At 67.5% G+C, this 16,537-nt stretch carries 16 protein-coding genes and 1 pseudogene; 6 read left to right on the top strand and 11 right to left on the bottom strand.

The features are described 5' to 3' along the window. Positions 1–14 precede the first annotated feature (14 nt). Positions 15–1,286 (bottom strand): amidohydrolase family protein, encoded by a 1,272-nt coding sequence (locus tag AC06E7_RS03450; protein ID WP_478062999.1) that lies wholly within the window; start codon positions 1,284–1,286, stop codon positions 15–17. Further along, a complete protein-coding gene (locus AC06E7_RS03445; protein WP_306987562.1) occupies positions 1,283–2,692 on the bottom strand; it encodes an amidohydrolase in 1,410 nt (469 codons plus the stop codon). The genes AC06E7_RS03450 and AC06E7_RS03445 overlap by 4 nt, the downstream gene beginning before the upstream one ends. A gap of 102 nt (positions 2,693–2,794) precedes the next feature. On the opposite strand from AC06E7_RS03445, the pseudogene AC06E7_RS03440 reads away from it, so the two are divergent. Both AC06E7_RS03440 and AC06E7_RS03435 read left to right on the top strand, forming a co-directional pair. Next, positions 2,795–2,881: pseudogene (locus tag AC06E7_RS03440) on the top strand (AMP nucleosidase); the annotation flags it as partial. Positions 2,882–2,934: 53 nt separating this feature from the next. After that, positions 2,935–3,474, top strand: a complete 540-nt coding sequence (locus AC06E7_RS03435; RefSeq protein ID WP_095362913.1) for a DUF924 family protein — start codon at positions 2,935–2,937, stop codon at positions 3,472–3,474. Positions 3,475–3,536: 62 nt separating this feature from the next. Here AC06E7_RS03435 and grxD read toward each other — a convergent pair whose 3' ends face one another. Next, the gene (grxD, locus tag AC06E7_RS03430; RefSeq protein ID WP_095362912.1) at positions 3,537–4,463 is read right to left on the bottom strand and encodes a Grx4 family monothiol glutaredoxin; all 927 of its coding nucleotides are present in this window, start codon (positions 4,461–4,463) and stop codon (positions 3,537–3,539) included. Positions 4,464–4,520: 57 nt separating this feature from the next. On the opposite strand from grxD, the gene AC06E7_RS03425 reads away from it, so the two are divergent. Next, positions 4,521–5,372, top strand: a complete 852-nt coding sequence (locus AC06E7_RS03425; RefSeq protein ID WP_478062996.1) for a polysaccharide deacetylase family protein — start codon at positions 4,521–4,523, stop codon at positions 5,370–5,372. Here the strand turns inward: AC06E7_RS03425 and AC06E7_RS03420 are convergent. From AC06E7_RS03420 to AC06E7_RS03405, 4 genes are read right to left on the bottom strand one after another with little or no spacing between them, the layout of a single operon-like run. Next, positions 5,275–5,634 (bottom strand): hypothetical protein, encoded by a 360-nt coding sequence (locus tag AC06E7_RS03420; protein ID WP_478062994.1) that lies wholly within the window; start codon positions 5,632–5,634, stop codon positions 5,275–5,277. The two genes, AC06E7_RS03425 and AC06E7_RS03420, sit on opposite strands and share 98 nt — an antisense overlap. Next, positions 5,631–6,272: a methyltransferase domain-containing protein gene (locus AC06E7_RS03415; RefSeq protein WP_083214206.1), complete on the bottom strand. Its 642-nt coding sequence runs from the start codon at positions 6,270–6,272 to the stop codon at positions 5,631–5,633. Before AC06E7_RS03415 ends, AC06E7_RS03420 begins: the two co-directional genes overlap by 4 nt. Before the next feature lie 56 nt (positions 6,273–6,328). Continuing rightward, positions 6,329–6,952 (bottom strand): SGNH/GDSL hydrolase family protein, encoded by a 624-nt coding sequence (locus AC06E7_RS03410; protein ID WP_336442586.1) that lies wholly within the window; start codon positions 6,950–6,952, stop codon positions 6,329–6,331. Position 6,953: 1 nt separating this feature from the next. Further along, a complete protein-coding gene (locus tag AC06E7_RS03405; RefSeq protein WP_068853968.1) occupies positions 6,954–8,228 on the bottom strand; it encodes a pyridoxal phosphate-dependent aminotransferase in 1,275 nt (424 codons plus the stop codon). A gap of 125 nt (positions 8,229–8,353) precedes the next feature. On the opposite strand from AC06E7_RS03405, the gene rsgA reads away from it, so the two are divergent. After that, positions 8,354–9,445, top strand: a complete 1,092-nt coding sequence (gene rsgA / locus AC06E7_RS03400) for a ribosome small subunit-dependent GTPase A (protein WP_320458004.1) — start codon at positions 8,354–8,356, stop codon at positions 9,443–9,445. Positions 9,446–9,465: 20 nt separating this feature from the next. Here the strand turns inward: rsgA and AC06E7_RS03395 are convergent, their stop codons facing one another. Both AC06E7_RS03395 and AC06E7_RS03390 read right to left on the bottom strand, forming a co-directional pair. Beyond that, complete coding sequence (locus AC06E7_RS03395; RefSeq protein ID WP_095362906.1) at positions 9,466–9,948, bottom strand: RES family NAD+ phosphorylase; 483 nt, start codon at positions 9,946–9,948, stop codon at positions 9,466–9,468. Then, a complete protein-coding gene (locus AC06E7_RS03390) occupies positions 9,945–10,409 on the bottom strand; it encodes an antitoxin Xre/MbcA/ParS toxin-binding domain-containing protein (RefSeq protein WP_176472588.1) in 465 nt (154 codons plus the stop codon). The genes AC06E7_RS03395 and AC06E7_RS03390 overlap by 4 nt, the downstream gene beginning before the upstream one ends. 208 nt (positions 10,410–10,617) lie before the next feature. Here AC06E7_RS03390 and AC06E7_RS03385 point away from each other — a divergent pair, with 208 nt between their 5' ends. Together AC06E7_RS03385 and AC06E7_RS03380 are read left to right on the top strand one after the other, a co-directional pair. Then, on the top strand, positions 10,618–11,886 hold the full coding sequence (locus tag AC06E7_RS03385) for a flavohemoglobin expression-modulating QEGLA motif protein (protein WP_414715862.1): 1,269 nt from the start codon (positions 10,618–10,620) through the stop codon (positions 11,884–11,886). A 143-nt stretch (positions 11,887–12,029) separates the two neighbouring features. After that, the gene (locus AC06E7_RS03380) at positions 12,030–14,324 is read left to right on the top strand and encodes a TonB-dependent receptor (protein ID WP_478062991.1); all 2,295 of its coding nucleotides are present in this window, start codon (positions 12,030–12,032) and stop codon (positions 14,322–14,324) included. Positions 14,325–14,440: 116 nt separating this feature from the next. Here the strand turns inward: AC06E7_RS03380 and phbB are convergent, their stop codons facing one another. Together phbB and AC06E7_RS03370 are read right to left on the bottom strand one after the other, a co-directional pair. Then, a complete protein-coding gene (gene phbB, locus AC06E7_RS03375; protein ID WP_068853963.1) occupies positions 14,441–15,181 on the bottom strand; it encodes an acetoacetyl-CoA reductase in 741 nt (246 codons plus the stop codon). A gap of 16 nt (positions 15,182–15,197) precedes the next feature. After that, positions 15,198–16,523: a CitMHS family transporter gene (locus AC06E7_RS03370; RefSeq protein WP_447786616.1), complete on the bottom strand. Its 1,326-nt coding sequence runs from the start codon at positions 16,521–16,523 to the stop codon at positions 15,198–15,200. Positions 16,524–16,537: the final 14 nt, after the last annotated feature.

Here is a 16,537-nt window from a genome sequence, read left to right as displayed (position 1 = left end):
TGGGTGAGCGGACCTTATCGCGAATACGCCCTGGGTTCGCGGGTGGCCGGGGCGGCGTAGCGGTCGCGCAGTTCGGTCTGGCGCGAGCGCATCGGCATGGCACGGCCCCCCAGCCAGACCTGCTCGGCGTAGTGGCCCACGTCCAGCGGGTCGCCTTCCCACAGCACCAGGTCGGCCAGCTTGCCCGGCTCGATGCTGCCCAGCGTGTCACCCACGCCCAGCACCTGCGCCGGTACCCGGGTCAGCCCGGCCAGGCCATCCTGCCAGGGCAGGCCGTTGGCCACGGCATTACCGGCCAGCTGCCGCATCTTGCGCGCGTTGTGCGAGGCATCGTCGCGCTGGGCGAAGCTGACCTGCACCCCGGCAGCGTGCAGCCGCGCGGCATTTTCCAGGGTCGCACCGAGCTGGTCGAAGCTGGTGGGCAGGTTGCCCAGCGCATCGACGAACACCGGCACCTTCGCCTGGGCCAACAGCGGCGCCACCCGCCACGCTTCGGCACCGCCGGCAATGGCGATGCTCACCTTCTCGCGCGCCGCCCAGCGCAGCAGCTGGCGGATGTCCGCCGCGCGGTCCACCTCCACCACCAGCCGCCCCTGGCCGGCCAGGTAGCGGGCCAGCGTGGCGCGGCCGGCGGGGGTGAGCAGGGCATGCGGCGAATCGACCGGCACCCGGTTGCGCGCTTCGCTCACCATCTGCTCCAGCAGCATCCACTGCGCCGCCCGCGAGCTGCCGGTGAGTTCGGCACCGGACGCGCCGAGCCGGATGAACAGCGCGCGCGGGCCGATCGGATCGGCGCTGCCGTCCAGCCGCATCACCCCGCCCTGTCCGGCGATGAAGCTGCCACTGGTGTTGGCCCCCAGCGCGGTGAAGCCGATGCCGTCCAGCCGTGCCACCGGGATCAGTACCGAGGCCGGGTTGTAGGCCAGCGTCACGTCGAATTCGGGGCGCAGCGGCTGGTCTTCCAGCTTGAGGCCGCTGTCCACCGTGGTGGACTCACCGGACACTTCGTCGATGCCGATGTCGGTGATGCCGCCAAACAACGCCGGGGTGAGCGGGCGACCGTTGGCCTCCACCACGGTGGCACCGGCCGGCGCGACCAATCCGGTGCCCACGGCGCGGATCACGCCGCCCTGGACCAGCACATCGCCGTGCTCCAGGCTGCCGCGCGCGCTGGCGGTGTGTACCGTGGCATTGCGGATCAGCAGATCCTGCGCCCAGCTCGCCGGCGCGGCGCCAAGCAGTGCAAGAAGCAGCACGCTGCGCTGTAGTACGCGGGTGCCAGTCATGGGCGTGCCTCCTGGCCGAGCATGAAGTCCGACAGTGGCTGCCGGCGTACGTCCTGGCGGTCGTAGACCTGGTGGCCGTCGATGTAGACCTTCTCGGCCAGCGCGTAGGAACTGAAGGGGCTGCCGTTCCACACCACCACATCGCCCATCTTGCCCACCTCCAGGCTGCCGGTCTGCTTCTCCACGCCCAGCGAGCGGGCGGCGTTGAAGGTCAGCCAGCCGATGGCGCGCTCGGGCGCGATCTGCATGCCGGCGCGGCGCGCGTTGGCGATCACCTTGGCCGCCTCCTGGTTGAGCCGCTGGATGCCTTCGGGCGAATCCGAATGCACGATCGCGCAGCTGTTGGCCGGGCGGTCCACCAGCGCGATGTTTTCCTGGATGCCGTCGAAGGCTTCCATCTTGAAGCCCCACCAGTCGGCCCAGAGCGCACCGCAGACGCCTTCGGCGGCCAGCCGGTCGGCCAGCTTGTAGGCCTCCACGCCGTGGTGGAACGCGGCGATCTTGAAGCCGAACTCCTTGGACAGGTCCAGCATGGTGGCCATTTCATCGGCGCGGTAGCAGTGGATGTGCACGCGGATGTCGCCGTCGATGGCGCCGGCCAGCGTGTCGAGCTTCAGGTCGCGCTTGCCACCGGTATCGCCGGCGCTGTCGCCCTTGTCGCTGCCGCCGAACCAGCGCTTCTTCTTGACCTTCTTCGGGGCGTTCTTGGCCAGGTATTCGCTGGCGTCGATGAAGGCAGCGCGGTAGCCGGCCACGTTGCCCATGCGCGTACCCGGCGCAACGCCTTTGCCGCCGCCATACACCCGCTTGGGGTTTTCGCCGCAGGCCATCTTCAGGCCCCACGGCGCACCGGGGAACTTCATGGCCTGGTAGGTGGTGGCCGGGACGTTCTTCAAGGTCACCCCGCGCCCGCCGACCAGGTTGGCCGAGCCGGGCAGTACCTGCATCGAGGTCACCCCGCCGGCCAGCGCGGCGGCAAAGCCCGGGTCCTGCGGCCATACCGAATGCTCGGCCCACACGTTGGCGGTCACCGGTGCAGTCATTTCATTGCCATCCGCATGCGCGCCGACCCCGGGGCTGGGATACACGCCCAGATGCGAATGCACGTCGATGATGCCGGGGGTGACCCACTTGCCGGTGCCATCGACCTGCACCGCGTTGGCCGGTGCCTCCAGCGCGCTGCCCAGCGCGGCGATGCGGCCATCGCGCAGCAGAAGGTCGGCCTGCTCCAGGCGCGCGCCGGTGCCGGTAAGCACGGTGGCGTTGCGGATCAGCACCGGGGCCGAGGTGATCGGCGCATAGGTGCTGGGGTAAGGGTCCTGGGTGAAGCGCGATGCTGCCGGCGCCGAAGGCGCAGCCAAGGTGAACAGCGCCAAGCCCAGCCCGGCGGTCAATCGTGTACGCATGTCATCCCCGATGCGGCGTGAAAGATCCCCCGCGACGCTAGCCGCTGGCCGGCGCGTTGCCAAGTGGCCAAGTGCATGCCCGGTCCGCCGCCATCTTGCCAAGAAAACCATATCCAGATCGGTGTCGAGGCGCTTAAGCTTATACGGCGCAACGGCAAGTCGGTCCGCCACCTGCGCGTTGACGAATGATGGTAATGGCATGGGTGGGCGCCGGGATGGCGCGCCGCCCGCAGGGGTAGTGAATGGACGTGGCGGCACAAGTGGTGGAATTCTGGCGCAACGCGGGACCGCAGCAGTGGTTCGCGCGCGATGACGCGTTCGATGCGCGTTTCCGCGAGGCATTCCTCGACGAACACTTCGCTGCCGCACGCCGTGCGCGCGAGCATTGGCTGGAAACGGCCGATGGCGCGCTGGCGCTGATGATCCTGCTCGACCAGTTTCCGCGCAACTGCTTCCGCGACACCGCCCATTCCTACGCCACCGACGGCCTGGCCCGCCACTACGCCATGCGCGCGGTGGAGGAAGGCCTGGACCTGCAGCTGGTGCCCAAGCTGCGCGCCTTCATCTACCTGCCGTTCGAGCATTCCGAAGACCCGCAGGACCAGGAACGTTCGGTGGCCATGTTCGACGTGCTGGGCGACAAGGAATACCTGCAGTATGCCGAACTGCACCGCGACATCATCCGCCGCTTCGGGCGTTTCCCGCACCGCAACGCGGTGCTCGGGCGGATGCCAACGCCTGAGGAGCTGGATTATCTTGCCGAGGGTGGGTTTGCGGGCTAGCCGTTTGAACAAAAAAAACGCCGGCAATGCCGGCGTTTTTTTCATCGCGATTGAATCCGCGATCAGTACTTCGGCACGCTGTTGTCCACCGCATCCGACCAGGCATCGATGCCGCCGGTGATGTTGTAGACCTTGCTGAAGCCCAGCGCACGGAACTGTTCCGCCGCCTGCGCGCTGCGGCCACCGTGGTGGCACAGGAACGCCAGCGGGGTGTCCTTGGGCAACGCTTCTAGGCGGGCACGGTTGTCGCCGTCGAAGGTTTCGAACGGGGCGTTGATCGCGGCAATCGCGCGTTCGTCCGCTGGGCGCACGTCCACGATGGTCACGGTGCCGGCGCGGCGCTGGTCGTCAGCGTCACGAACGGCGAGTTCCTGCACGGCCTTCGGTGCGTTCGGGTTGTCGATGGCCAGGCCCTTGCCACGGATGTCGTCCACCCAGTCGATGGTGATGCCCTCGGCGCGGCGCGCGCTGGCCAGGTCGAACTGCACGCGCAGGCCGTTGGATTCGGCGGCAATCGCGTTGTCGTCGTGCGGGGCCAGCTGGAAGTTCGGCTGGAAGCTGGCATCGATGCTCAGCTGCAGCGAGGCACCCGGTGCATCAGCCAGCGCACCGCGCAGCATTTCCACTGCGGCCGGGGTCACGGTGATGCGCGGCGGGGTACGGTCCGGCGCGGCCAGGCCCAGCACGCTGCTCAGCTCACCGCTGCTGGCCATCTGCAGGATGATGTCGCTGCCGCCGACCAGTTCGCTGTCGATGTACAGCTGCGGGATCGTCGGCCAGTCGCCGTAGGCCTTGATGCCTTCGCGGATTTCCGGGTCGGCCAGCACGTTGACGTGGGCGAACTCCACGCCCAGGTCCTGCAGCGCGCCCACGGCCTTGGCCGAGAACCCGCACTGCGGCATGGTCGGCTGGCCCTTCATGAACAGCACGACGCGGTTGGCGGTAAGAATGGATTCGATGCGCGAGCGCAGGGCAGGATCAAGGGACATGGTGGTCGGGTCCGGAGTTTCGAACCGTACATTCTACGCGGCATGGCATCATGGGGCATGACCGTACCGGAAACGTTGCATCGCATTCCCCGCCGCCCGTGGCGCTGGCTGCCCTGGCTGCTGCTGTCCCAGCTGGCGGTGGTGCTGGCCTGGTGGGCCTGGGGCTGGGCCATCGGGCTGCCGTTGATGGTGGCCTCGCACGCCCTGTTCCTGGTGCCGGTGTTCCTGCCCAACAGCCGCTTCTACGCCCCGGTGCTGAGCCACCTGCCGGCCCCGGCCGGACACGTCTGGCTGACCATCGACGACGGCCCCTCGGATGAGACGCCGGCGGTGCTGGACCTGCTGGACCGCTACCAGGCCAAGGCCACCTTCTTCATGGTCGGCGAGCGCGCCGCCGCCCGGCCGGAACGGGTGCGCCAGGTGCTGGCCCGGGGCCACGACCTGGGCAACCACAGCCACCGCCATCCGCAGACCCGCTTCTGGCGGCTCGGCCCGGCCGCCATGGCCGACGAGATCGCGCAGTGCCAGCAGACCCTGACCGGGATTGCCGGCACCCCGCCGCGCTGGTACCGCTCGGTGGTGGGCATGACCAACCCGTTCGTGGCACCCGCGTTGAAGCGCTGGGGCCTGACCCGGGTGGGCTGGAGCGCGCGCGGTTTCGACGGCGTGGACTGCCAGCCGCAGGCCGTGGTCGACCGCATCGTCGCCCAGCTGCGTCCGGGCGCGATCGTGCTGCTCCACGAAGGCGCCGCCCACGGCCATAACCTCGCGATCATCGAAGCGGTGTTGCAGGCCATCCAGGCCCGTGGCCTCAGAGCGGCGTTGCCTCTGCGTCCGCTGTCGGGTGCGCATCCACCCATTGCTGGTGGATCCAGCTCCCCAGCGACGCCTGCGCCCACAACAAGGTGATCGACAGCCCCAGCGCCAGCACGCCGGTGACCCGGCGGCGCTGGTGCTGCAGCGCGCTGCCGATGCCCAGCAGCAGGCCCACCACCGTGACGCCCAGCGCCACGAACAGCATCGCCAGCACCGCCACCGGCACCTCGTGCATGCCCGCATAGCGGGGTAGGTGGGCCACATGCGCGGTGACCGCGAACAGCACCAGCGCCACCAGGCTCACCACCAGCGCGGCGATGCCCAGCGCGGAATGGCGGGGGCGCGGCGTGTTCATGCCGGCTGCCCGCGTTCGGCGGTGACCAGCCAGTTGTTGAACGGCGTATTGCCGTACAGCGGCGTCATCTCCAACTGCAGCCCGGCGGCCTCCAACGGTGCGCGCACACTGGCCGCATCGGGATAGTGCCGGGGCCGCGTGCCCATCCAGCCGACCAGATGCGCCAGCATGTCGGTGATCCGCGTCGTGCGGTCGCGCCCGCTGTTGTCGGCCAGCGTGGTGCGGATCACCAGCCGCCCGCCGGGTGCGACCCGTGCCGCCGCTTCACGCAGCAGCACCGGCTGTGCGTCGGCCGGCAGGTACTGCAGCACGTCCAGCAGCGCCACGCTGCCGTGGTGGTCGGGCAGGGAAGCGCTGGCATCCACGCAGTCGAAGCGCGCATCGTGCAGTGCCGCGCGCGCACCGGCGCGCTGTGCACGGGCAATCTTGTCCGCGTCGATATCCACGCCATGGTAGGGCTGCGTGCGCTGGTTCTGTCGCAGCACATGGGCCAGCAGGCCCAGCCCGCAGCCGATGTCCAGCAGCGGCAGCGAACAGGGCGCGAGCGCGCCGAGCACGCCCGGGTACAGCGGGTCGCTGCCGAGCTTGCCCCGGCTGTAGTAGTAATCGCGGCGGTTGCCGAAGCGCTGCGCCGGCATGAAGGCATCGGCGATGCGGTGGGCCTGTTCCCTGGCCAGTGGTAACGCGTCCGTGCTCAGCGTGCTGCCTCATCATCCAGGTGGGCGCGAACGACCGGGAAGGCCCGGCGCGTCCACTCGGTATACATCGCCGCCGACGGGTGCAGGCCATCGTCGACCAGCATGTCAGGTTGCGCACCGCGTTCGCGGCTGATCGCGGTGATGTCCACGAACGCCACCGCGTGCTCGGCACAGATCGCCTGCGCCGCGGCATTGTAGGCATCCAGCTCGCGTGCGATCTGTGCCGGATCGCGGTTGTTGTCGCGCGCATACGGGGTCACGCCCCAGTCCGGAATGGACAGCACGAACACCCGCCGGCGCTGCTGCCCGGCAAAGCCGAGCGCGCGCTGCAGCAGGGCGGTGAAGCGCGGGCGGTACTCCTCCACGCTGCGGCCGCGGTACTGGTCGTTGACCCCGATCAGCAGGCTCACCAGCCCGAATGGCCCGGTCGGGGCCGCCGCATCGATGCCGGAATCCAGCTCGTCGGTGGTCCAGCCGGTGGTGGCGATGATCTGCGGCTCGGCCACCACGTGGCCGGCTTCCTGCAAGGCCGTCGCCAGCTGTACCGGCCAGCGTCCGGCCGGGGCCACGCCTTCACCGATGGTGTAGGAATCGCCCAGGGCCAGGTAGGACAGCGCCACCTCAGGCCACCGCGCTGCGCGGCTTGAGTGGCACCACCTTGGTATTGGCCTCGGCGCGGCGAGCCAGCGCCCGGTCGATGCGTGCGAACACATCGCGCATCACCTCGGCTTCCGGCAGCAGCGTCACCCGGAAATGGTGGCGGTAGGGCACGTTGAAGCTCGAACCCGGCACCACCAGCACGCCTTCCTCGTTCATCAGTTCCAGCGCGAAATCGTGGTCGTCGAAGCTGCGCGCGGCCGCGCCCACCACCGCCGGGAACGCGTACAGCGCGCCGGCCGGGGCCACCAGCGACAGATGCTCGCTGGCGTTGCAGGCCTCGATCACCGCACGGCGGGTTTCATACAGGCGGCCACCGGGGGCGCACAGCGCCGACACCGTGTCCGGCCCGTTCACCGCCGCATCGATGGCGTACTGGCCCGGCACGTTGGCGCACAGGCGCAGCGCGCTGAGCAGGTCCATCGCAGCGCGGAACTCGCCCAGCCGTTCGGCTGCACCGGACAGCATCGCCCAGCCCACGCGCCAACCGCAGGCGCGGTGCACCTTGCTCAGGCCGCTGAAGGTGATGCAGGGGTGCTCGCCGGCCAGCGGGGCCACCGGCTGGAACCGCGCGTCGTCATACAGGATCTGGTCGTAGATCTCATCGACCATCAGCAGCAGGTTGTGCTTCGCGGCGATGGCCACGATGCGCTCCAGCAGCTCGCGCGAATAGCTGGCGCCGCTGGGGTTGTTCGGATTGATCAGCACGATGGCGCGGGTGCGCGAGGACACCAGCGTTTCGATTTCCACCGGGTCCGGCTGGAAGCCGTTCTCCGGCGCGCAGCGGTAGTACACCGGGCGGCCGTCGTTGAGGATGGTGGCCGCCGACCACAGCGGGTAGTCGGGCGAGGGCACCAGCACTTCGTCGCCCGGGTTGAGCAGGGCGCGCAGCGACAGGTCGATCAGCTCGCTCACCCCATTGCCGATGAACACCCGGTCCGGGTGCGCATCGGGTGCACCACGGCGGGCGTATGCGGCGGCAATCGCCTCGCGCGCTTCGGGCAGGCCCTGCTGGTGGGTATACGGATCGGTGCGGCCCATGTCGTCGGCAATGGCACGCTGCAGGTGTTCCGGCGCGCGGAACCCGAAGTTGCCGGGGTTGCCGATGTTCAGCTTGATCAGCTTGCGGCCCTGCGCCTCCAGCTCACGCGCTCGCCGCGCCAGTTCGCCCCGGATCTCGTAGCGGACTTCGGACAGGCGCTCGCGGGTGGCAAGCGGCTTCAGCGGGGGCGTGGACATGACTGGGCCGTGGTTCGGGCATGGAAATCGCATACTAGCGGAAATGCTGCGTTGCAGGGCAAGGGCTCCGGGGCAAATTCCCAGTATTGGCGGGCAGTTGCCGCCGATGCCTCTAGAATGGGCGCATGAGCGAACCGATCGACTACCGCGCCCTGCAGACCATGGGCTGGCCCTGGGCAGGCGCCCCCGAACTGCCTGCCTGGCAGGCCCTGTTCGAGCAGCACCCCCAGGCCCGCCCGGGCCGGGTGGTGGAACAGCACCGTACCGGCTATGTGGTGGCCGACGCCCCGGGCGCGGCGATCAAGACCGAATCGCCCGCCGAATGGCAACGTCCGCGTTTCCCCAGCCACGAACGCGCGGCGGTGGGGGACTGGGTGCTGCTGGACGGCATCCTGATCGTGGCCCTGCTGCCCCGGCGCACCGCGATCAAGCGCGGCGCGGCGGGCGAGCATTACCACCAGCAGGTGATCGCGGCCAACATCGATACCGTGTTCATCGTCTGCGGGCTGGATGCGGACTTCAACCCGCGCCGGATTGAGCGTTACCTGATGCTGGTGGGCGGTGGCGGCGCGCAGCCGGTGGTGGTGCTGACCAAGGCCGACCAGACCGAATACAGCGAAGATGCCCTGGCCGTTCTGGAAGAACTGGCCGCGCAGGACATCCCGCTGCTGGCCATCAACGGCCGCGACCCGGCCAGCGCCAGCGCACTGCTGCCGTGGCTCGGCGCCGGGCAGACCGTGGTGCTGGTCGGTTCCTCCGGTGCCGGCAAATCGACCCTGACCAACACGCTGCTCGGCTACGAGCTGATGAAGACCGCCGAAGTGCGGGGCAACGATTCCAAGGGTCGCCACACCACCACCCACCGCGCGCTGATTCCGATGCCGTCGGGCGCCTGCCTGATCGACACCCCCGGCATGCGTGAGCTCAAGCCCACCGGCGAAGAGGCGCTGGGCGAAGTAGGGTTCGCCGACGTGGAAGCGCTGGCCGCACAGTGCCGCTTCCGTGATTGCGCCCACCAGCGTGAGCCGGGGTGCGCGGTGCGCGCGGCGATCGACTCCGGTGAACTGGATGAAGAGCGGCTGCTCAACTACTTCAAGCTGAAGGACGAAGTGGCTGCCGCAGCCGCCAAGCTGGCGGTGCGCCAGGCCCAGCAGGCACTGGAGCGCAAGCATGTGAGCAAGGGTGCGCAGTGGCGCCCGCCAGGCAAAAAACGCTGAGGCGCATCTCGGCGCCTCGATTACCGGCCTCTGCTCCGGAACAGCAGGTTGTACTGAAGTCGGCGCGTGGCCCGCGCGGTCATGCGCTGGGCATCGGGATGCTGGGCATTGATGAGAACAATGGTCTCTTCCGGAGCGATCACCGACGGTAGCTCGATGATCGCGTGAGCGCCCTCGCTGTACCACGCAGATCCCGTGTTCACCGAGATCATGCCGTGTGGAATGGCGTCCCAGCCTGTCGGCAACGTGGCAGCGGAAGTAACACGTCGCGCCGCCCAGACATCATCCGGTACGTCGATCTCGATGACGTACCTGTTCAGCGGCAGGCCGTTGTCATCGATGTGCGCGGCGGTCTCCAGGACCGCCATGGCGAGGCTGGGGGCCGCATACACCACCTTCTCGCCAGGCCGGTTCCAGCGGCCCGGCGAACAGGCGGCGCCGGTGCCGCTGATGTCGTCGGGCGCCCACGCAGGCCCTGTCGAGCCAATGCGGGCAAGCTTCATTGATAGGCGCCGCTCTGGATGGCCCCCAGCACCCGCATTACCGACGCACGGCCGGTGGGCGTATCCATCACGTCAGCCGGCGCCAGGCCACCCAGCGCAGGTTGCGGCCGCTGGATCCACTCGCCCACCCATTTTTCGACGTCGAAGCCACGCGCCTGTTCGTTGTCGCGTTCGGCCGCGAGCATGTCTTCCACGCGGTTGATCAATTCCATCAACCCCACGACGGACTGCCCGGTGGTGCCGGCGAACAGGGACTTGTCCCGCATCTTCTTTGTAAAGGTGGCTTTGGGAATGCGCACGAAGGTCTGGAATTCGGTACTGCTGTCGAATATCTCATCGATCAGGCCCTTCACCACCTGGTAGGGCACGCCTTCGCGTTCGATCTGCACGCGCTCGGCAAGTGGTGCGGTGCGCAGCAGGGCCCGGAACGAATCCAGCTTCACCGGCAGTTTGAATTTCACGGTTGTCGCATCGCGCACAACCTGCGCGGAACGGGGTTCTTTCAGGGGTCCGATGGCGTACGACTCAACCTTGGCCGACGCGGGGGCACGCTTGCTGGCGGCGGACATCGTCATCTCCTCTGGCTACCAATAGTCCAACTATAGGCCAATAGTGCTCCATCCGCACATGGCCGCCCATCCCCCTTTTGACCCTGCTAATGTCCGCTTCATGAGCATCGCTCCTCACCGCCCGCCGATGACCGTGGACCGGGACGTGGCCCACCACACCGAGCTGGACGCCCGCCTGGTGGAGGCCGTGGGGGGCCTGCGGCTGCTGGGCCTGACCAGTTGGCCGGCCGCCCTGCAGGCCCCGTTCCTGGCCAGCGTGGCGCGCGGCCGGCCGGTGCTGCCGGTGCTGGACTACCCGAAGCTCGATTTCGCCCGCACCCGCCGCGAACTGGCCGCGATCAGCGCCCAGTGCGATGTGGACCACCCCATCGGCCTGTACATCCGCCGCTCCGCCCACAGCTGGGACCTGGCCGCCGGCCTGCTCGAATCGCTTGGCACCGCTGCCGTGGACCGTTACTCGGTGGAGCTGTTCGGCTCGCCCGAACAGCCGCTGCCGGGCAACGGCCCCAGCACCCGCGAAGCGGCCCGGCACTTCATCCAGATCGCGCAGGAACTGGACCACGAGCTGCTTGCCCCGGAAGAGCAGGTGCCGGTCTCGGCCACCGCATTGCAGCTCCAGCTGCAGAGCGACCTGGATGCGTTTTTTGAATCGCGCATCATCAGCGTGCAGCTGGATCCGGAGCTGATCTCCAAGGCCGCAGCCGGCCCCACCCGCATCCGCCTGCGTACCAGTGCGCGCTTCAGTGCCTACGACCGCGCGCAGCTGTTCCACCATGAAGCGCTGGTGCACTCGCTCACCGCGCTCAACGGGCGCGAACAGCCGCACTTGCCCAGCTTGGCCTTGTCCTCGCCCCGGGTGACCGCCACCCAGGAAGGCTTGGCCACGTTCGCCGAACAGATCACCGGCAGCATCGACATCGAGCGGCTCAAGCGCATCAGCCTGCGCACCGAAGCGATCGCGATGGCACGCGAAGGCGCGGATTTCATCCAGGTATTCCGCTACTTCTGCGATGCCGGGCAGAACAACGAGGAAAGCTTCGCCTCAGCCCAGCGGGTGTTCCGCGGCGTGCCCGCCACTGGCGGTGCGGCCTTCACCAAGGACACCGTGTACCTGCGTGGGCTGGTGTCGGTGCATACCTTCTTCCGCCATATGCTGGCCGAAGACCGCCTGCAGAACTGCCGCTGGTTGTTTGCCGGCAAGATGTCACTGACCGACGCGGTGGATTTCGCGCCGCTGTTCGAAGAAGGCATCCTGCGCCCACCGCGCTGGCTGCCGCATTGGGTCAGCCGCGCCAACGGGCTGGCCGGCATGCTGGCGTTCTCGCTGTTCGCCAACCGCATTCGCATGGATCAGCTGGCGGCCGAGTAATCGCCATTGGACCCACGCATTCCATGCATCCGGTCGCACTTTGCGACGCGCCTCGCCAACCCGTAAGAATCCTTTCATCTTCCGTCCCCATGATGGCCGCGCACCTGCACCACGCAGGCACCTCCATCATGTAACGGACCCTCATGCTCAACCGACCCCTGACGATCGCCGTGGCGATCGCGCTGTGCGCTGCCAATGCGCACGCCGCCGACGTGGACAGTTCCCTCGACGCCAGCGGCGCGCCCAGCGCCCGCACCCTGGACGCCGTATCGGTGATCGGCCAGGGCGAAACCCGCCAGGTGCAGCGCATTACGGCCGTGGACAAGCAGGTGCTGCCGCCCGGCACCAGCGCGCAGAAGATCCTCGACCGCCTGCACGGCGTGTCGGTACAGTCCAACGATGCCTTCGGCGCCAACGAGGAATCGCAGACCATCAGCCTGCGCGGCTTCGACAAGAGCCGCTTGGGCTATACGCTCGATGGCATTCCGCTGGGCGACAACAGCTATGGCAACTACAACGGGTTGAGCATCGCGCGTGCACTGATCGCCGAGAACCTGGCCGGCGCCGAACTGTCGCAGGGCATCGGCTCGCTCGGTGTGGCCTCCACCAGCAACCTCGGCGGCACCATCCAGTACTTCTCGCAGGACCCCTCCACGGAGTTCGGCGGCCGGGCCAGCGTCACCGTGGGCGACGACAACCAGCGCCGCGGCTTCCTGCGCGTGGATACCGGCGACCTCAACGGCTTCTCGGCGTATGTTTCCGGTGTGCACCAGGACGCGGACATGTGGGCCGAACCGAACCAGAACCAGACCACCCGGCAGTTCAACGCCAAGGCCGTGTGGAACGTGGGTGACCACCGCTTCGGCGCATTCGCCGCCACCTCGCGCGTGAGCCAGGCCAACTACGCCTATCTGTCCAAGAGCATGCTTGAGCGCGGCCTGGGCTGGGACTGGAACATCTACGCACCGGACTGGGATCGCGCCCTGGCCGTAGCCTACTGCGCGCCGGCCACCTACAACGCGCAGCGCTGCGCCTTCAGCGGTGGTGTCAACAGCATCGACGATGCGTACTACCAGAGCCGTGCGCTGCGCGATGACAACCTGTACTCGCTGGATGCCGATCTGGCACTGGGCGACAGCGCCCGCCTGAAGCTGCTGGCCTACCACCACGAGAACCGCGGCCAGGGCCACTGGTGGGCACCGGGGCAGGCGTCCAATCCAGGTACGCCGCAGGCGCTGCCGATCTCCATCCGCAGCTCCAACTACACCATCAACCGGCAGGGCATCACCGCTGCGCTGAGCTGGCAGCTGGGCCTGCACGAGCTGGAAGCCGGGCTGTGGTACGAGCGCAACGACCACAATGTCGAGCGCAACTTCTACTACATCACCGGGCCGTTCCTCGATGATGGGTACCTCAATTACCCGAACCGCCGCCTCTTCGATCAGGACTACGACATCCGCACCCGCCAGTTCTACGTGCAGGACCGCATGCGTTTCCTCGACGACAGGCTGACCGTGGATGTGGGCATCAAGAGCCCGAACACGCGCATGACCGCCGTGTCCAAGCCGGGTACCGAGGCCAGCTATGCCTCCGGTACGCTGACCGCCAAGGAATCGGTGCTGCCGCAGGCCGGTATCGGCTTCAAGCTCAACGCGAACAACGAGCTGTTCGCCTCCTACGCGGAGAACATTGCCGCGTTCGTCGGCGGTGGCAGCGGTGGCCCGCTGCAGGTGTCGCCGGAATCGTTCGCGGCCAGCGTGGACGATCTGGAGCCGGAGAAGTCGCGTTCGTTCGAAGCCGGCTTCCGTACCTTCGGCGAGAAGTACCAGGCCTCGATCGCGGCCTACCACGTGATGTTCGACAACCGCCTGCTGTCGCTCAATCCCTGCACCAGCATTGAAGTGGGCACGCGGCCGGAGTGCATCACCCGCTTCATCAACGTCGGCTCGGTGAAGAGCCAGGGTGCGGAGCTGACCTTCATCCTCAAGCCGGTGGACGGCCTGCAGTGGTACAACGCGGTGTCGTGGAACAAGAGCACCTACGAGGATGATTACACCTCGGGCGGCGCGGTGGTGCCGGTGGCCGGCAAGATCACCGTGGATACGCCGCAGCGGATGGCCTCCAGCGAGATCAGCTGGAACCGGGATGGCTTCTTTGCCAGCCTGCGTGCCAAGTACACGGGCAAGCGCTATTACACCTATACGAACGACCAGTCGGTGCCGGGCGTGACCACGTTCGATGCGGGCATGGGGTATTCGTTCGGGCCGGGCCTGGGCCTGCGCGACGTCAAGGTCTCGCTCAACGCCACCAACCTGACCAACAAGCGGTACGCGGGTCAGCTGAGCTCATTTGCCCCGACCGACCCGACCGGTACGCGCTACGCGATCCATGCGAGCGCGCCACGGCAGTTGTTCATGACCGTAAGCGCGGAATTCTGACGGTGGGTCGCCGCCCGACCAACGGTCGGGCGCTACCGTCGAGGGCGACATCGATCCGGGATGCAGGGTAGGTGCCGACCGTTGGTCGGCACATTGCCCGTCATCCCGGCACTGCATCAGAACATATGCAACCCGCCGTTCACGGCGTAATCGGCGCCGGTGACATACGCCGCATCGTCCGACGCCAGCCATGCGCACAGGCTGGCCACCTCTTCAGGCTTGCCCAGCCGGCGGATCGGCACCGACCCGGCCAAGCGGTCCAGCACATCCGGCGGAAAGCTGCTGATCGACTGGCTGGCAATGTAGCCCGGCGAAATGGTATTGACCGTCACCCCGCGCGTGGCCACTTCATTGGCCAGCGCCCGGCTGAAGCCGTGCATCGCCGCCTTGGCGGTGGCGAAGTTCACCTGGCCGATCTGGCCCTTGTGTGCGCTGACCGAGCCGATGTTGATGATCCGGCCCCAGCCGCGGCCGGCCATGCCGTCGATCACCTGCTTGGTGATGTTGAACAGCGCATGCAGGTTCGAGCCCATCACCGCGTTCCAGTCGTCCTGGGTCATCTGCCGGAACAGCACGTCGCGGCTGCCGCCGGCGTTGTTGACCAGTACGTCGATCTCACCCACTTCGGCCTTGACCTTGGTGAAGGCCGCCACCGTGGATTGCCAGTCCGCCGCATTGCCTTCAGAGGCGATGAAATCAAAGCCCAGCTCACGCTGTTCGCGCAGCCAGCCGGCCTTGCGCGGTGAATTGGGCGCACAGCCGGCTACCACCGTGTGCCCGGTGCGAGCCAGCTTCTGGCAGATGGCGGTGCCCACGCTGCCCATGCCGCTGGTGACGTATGCGATACGAAGGGTCATGTCGGAATCTCCCGGGTCAAGCGGCAAGGGGATACAGCGCGAACAGCAGGCTGCCGGCCATCAGCACCAGCGACACCATCACCGCCCACTTCAGGGTGAACTTCTGGTGGTCGGCAAATTCCACCTTGGCCAGGCCCACCAGCAGGTAGGTCGACGGCACCAGCGGGCTGAGCAGGTGCACCGGTTGGCCGGCCAGCGAGGCGCGTGCCATTTCGACCGGGGTGATGCCGTAGTTGCCGGCCGCCTCGGACAGGATCGGCAGCACGCCGAAGTAGAAAGCGTCGTTGGACATGAAGAACGTGAACGGCATCGAGGCCAGCGCGGTGATCACCGCCAGGTAAGGGCCCCAGGCATCGGGAATGATGGCCAGGAAACTGTGCGACATCGCCTCCACCATGCCGGTGTTGTTGAGGATGCCGGTGAAGATGCCCGCCGCGAAGATCAGCGACACCACCGACAGCACGTTGCCGGCATGGTTCACCACGCGGCGGCGCTGCTCGGCCAGGTTCGGGTAGTTGATCACCAGTGCGATCGCAAAGCCGACCATGAACAGCACCGGCATCGGCAGCACGCCCATCACCAGCGCCGTCATCAGCGCCAGGGTCAGGCCCAGGTTCACCCACAGCAGCTTCGGCCGCTTGGTGTCTTCGGCATCTTCCACGGTGGGCAGCGCGCCGTCATCGGAAACGCTGGCATCCATCCAGCTGCCCCCCTTGGGCAGGGTCACCACGCCCAGCCGGCGTCGTTCCTTCAGGCCCAGGTACCAGGCCAGCAACAGCACCGAAATGCAGGCCAGCACCATCGCCGGGATCAGCGGAACGAACACATCGGCCGGGTCCACGTGCAGCGCCGTGGCCGCGCGCGCGGTTGGCCCGCCCCACGGGGTGAGGTTCATCACACCACCCGCCAGGATGGTCACGCAGGTCATGTTCAACGCGCTCATGCCCAGTCGCTGGTACAGCGGCAGCATCGCCGACACAGTGATCATGTACGTGGTCGAGCCATCGCCATCCAGCGAGATCAGCATCGCCAATGCGGCCGTGCCCAGCACGATCTTCATCGGGTCGCCTTTGACCAGGCGCAGGATGATCCGCACCAGCGGGTCGAACAGGCCGGCATCGATCATCACCCCGAAGTACAGGATGGCGAACATCAACATCACGCCGGTGGGCGCGATCTTCTTGATGCCATCCAGCATCATCTGGTCGATATCCGCACCGAAGCCGCCCATCAGCGCGAACACGATGGGAATGGTGATCAGCGCGACCAGGGGCGACAGTCGTTTGCTCATGATCAAGTACATGAACGTAATGACCATGCCAAAACCGAGGATGCTCAGCATCATCTGCGGGTTTC

This window comes from Stenotrophomonas sp. Steno-Z4 (assembly GCF_056393145.1).
This window is presented reverse-complemented; position numbering and strand designations above follow the sequence as displayed.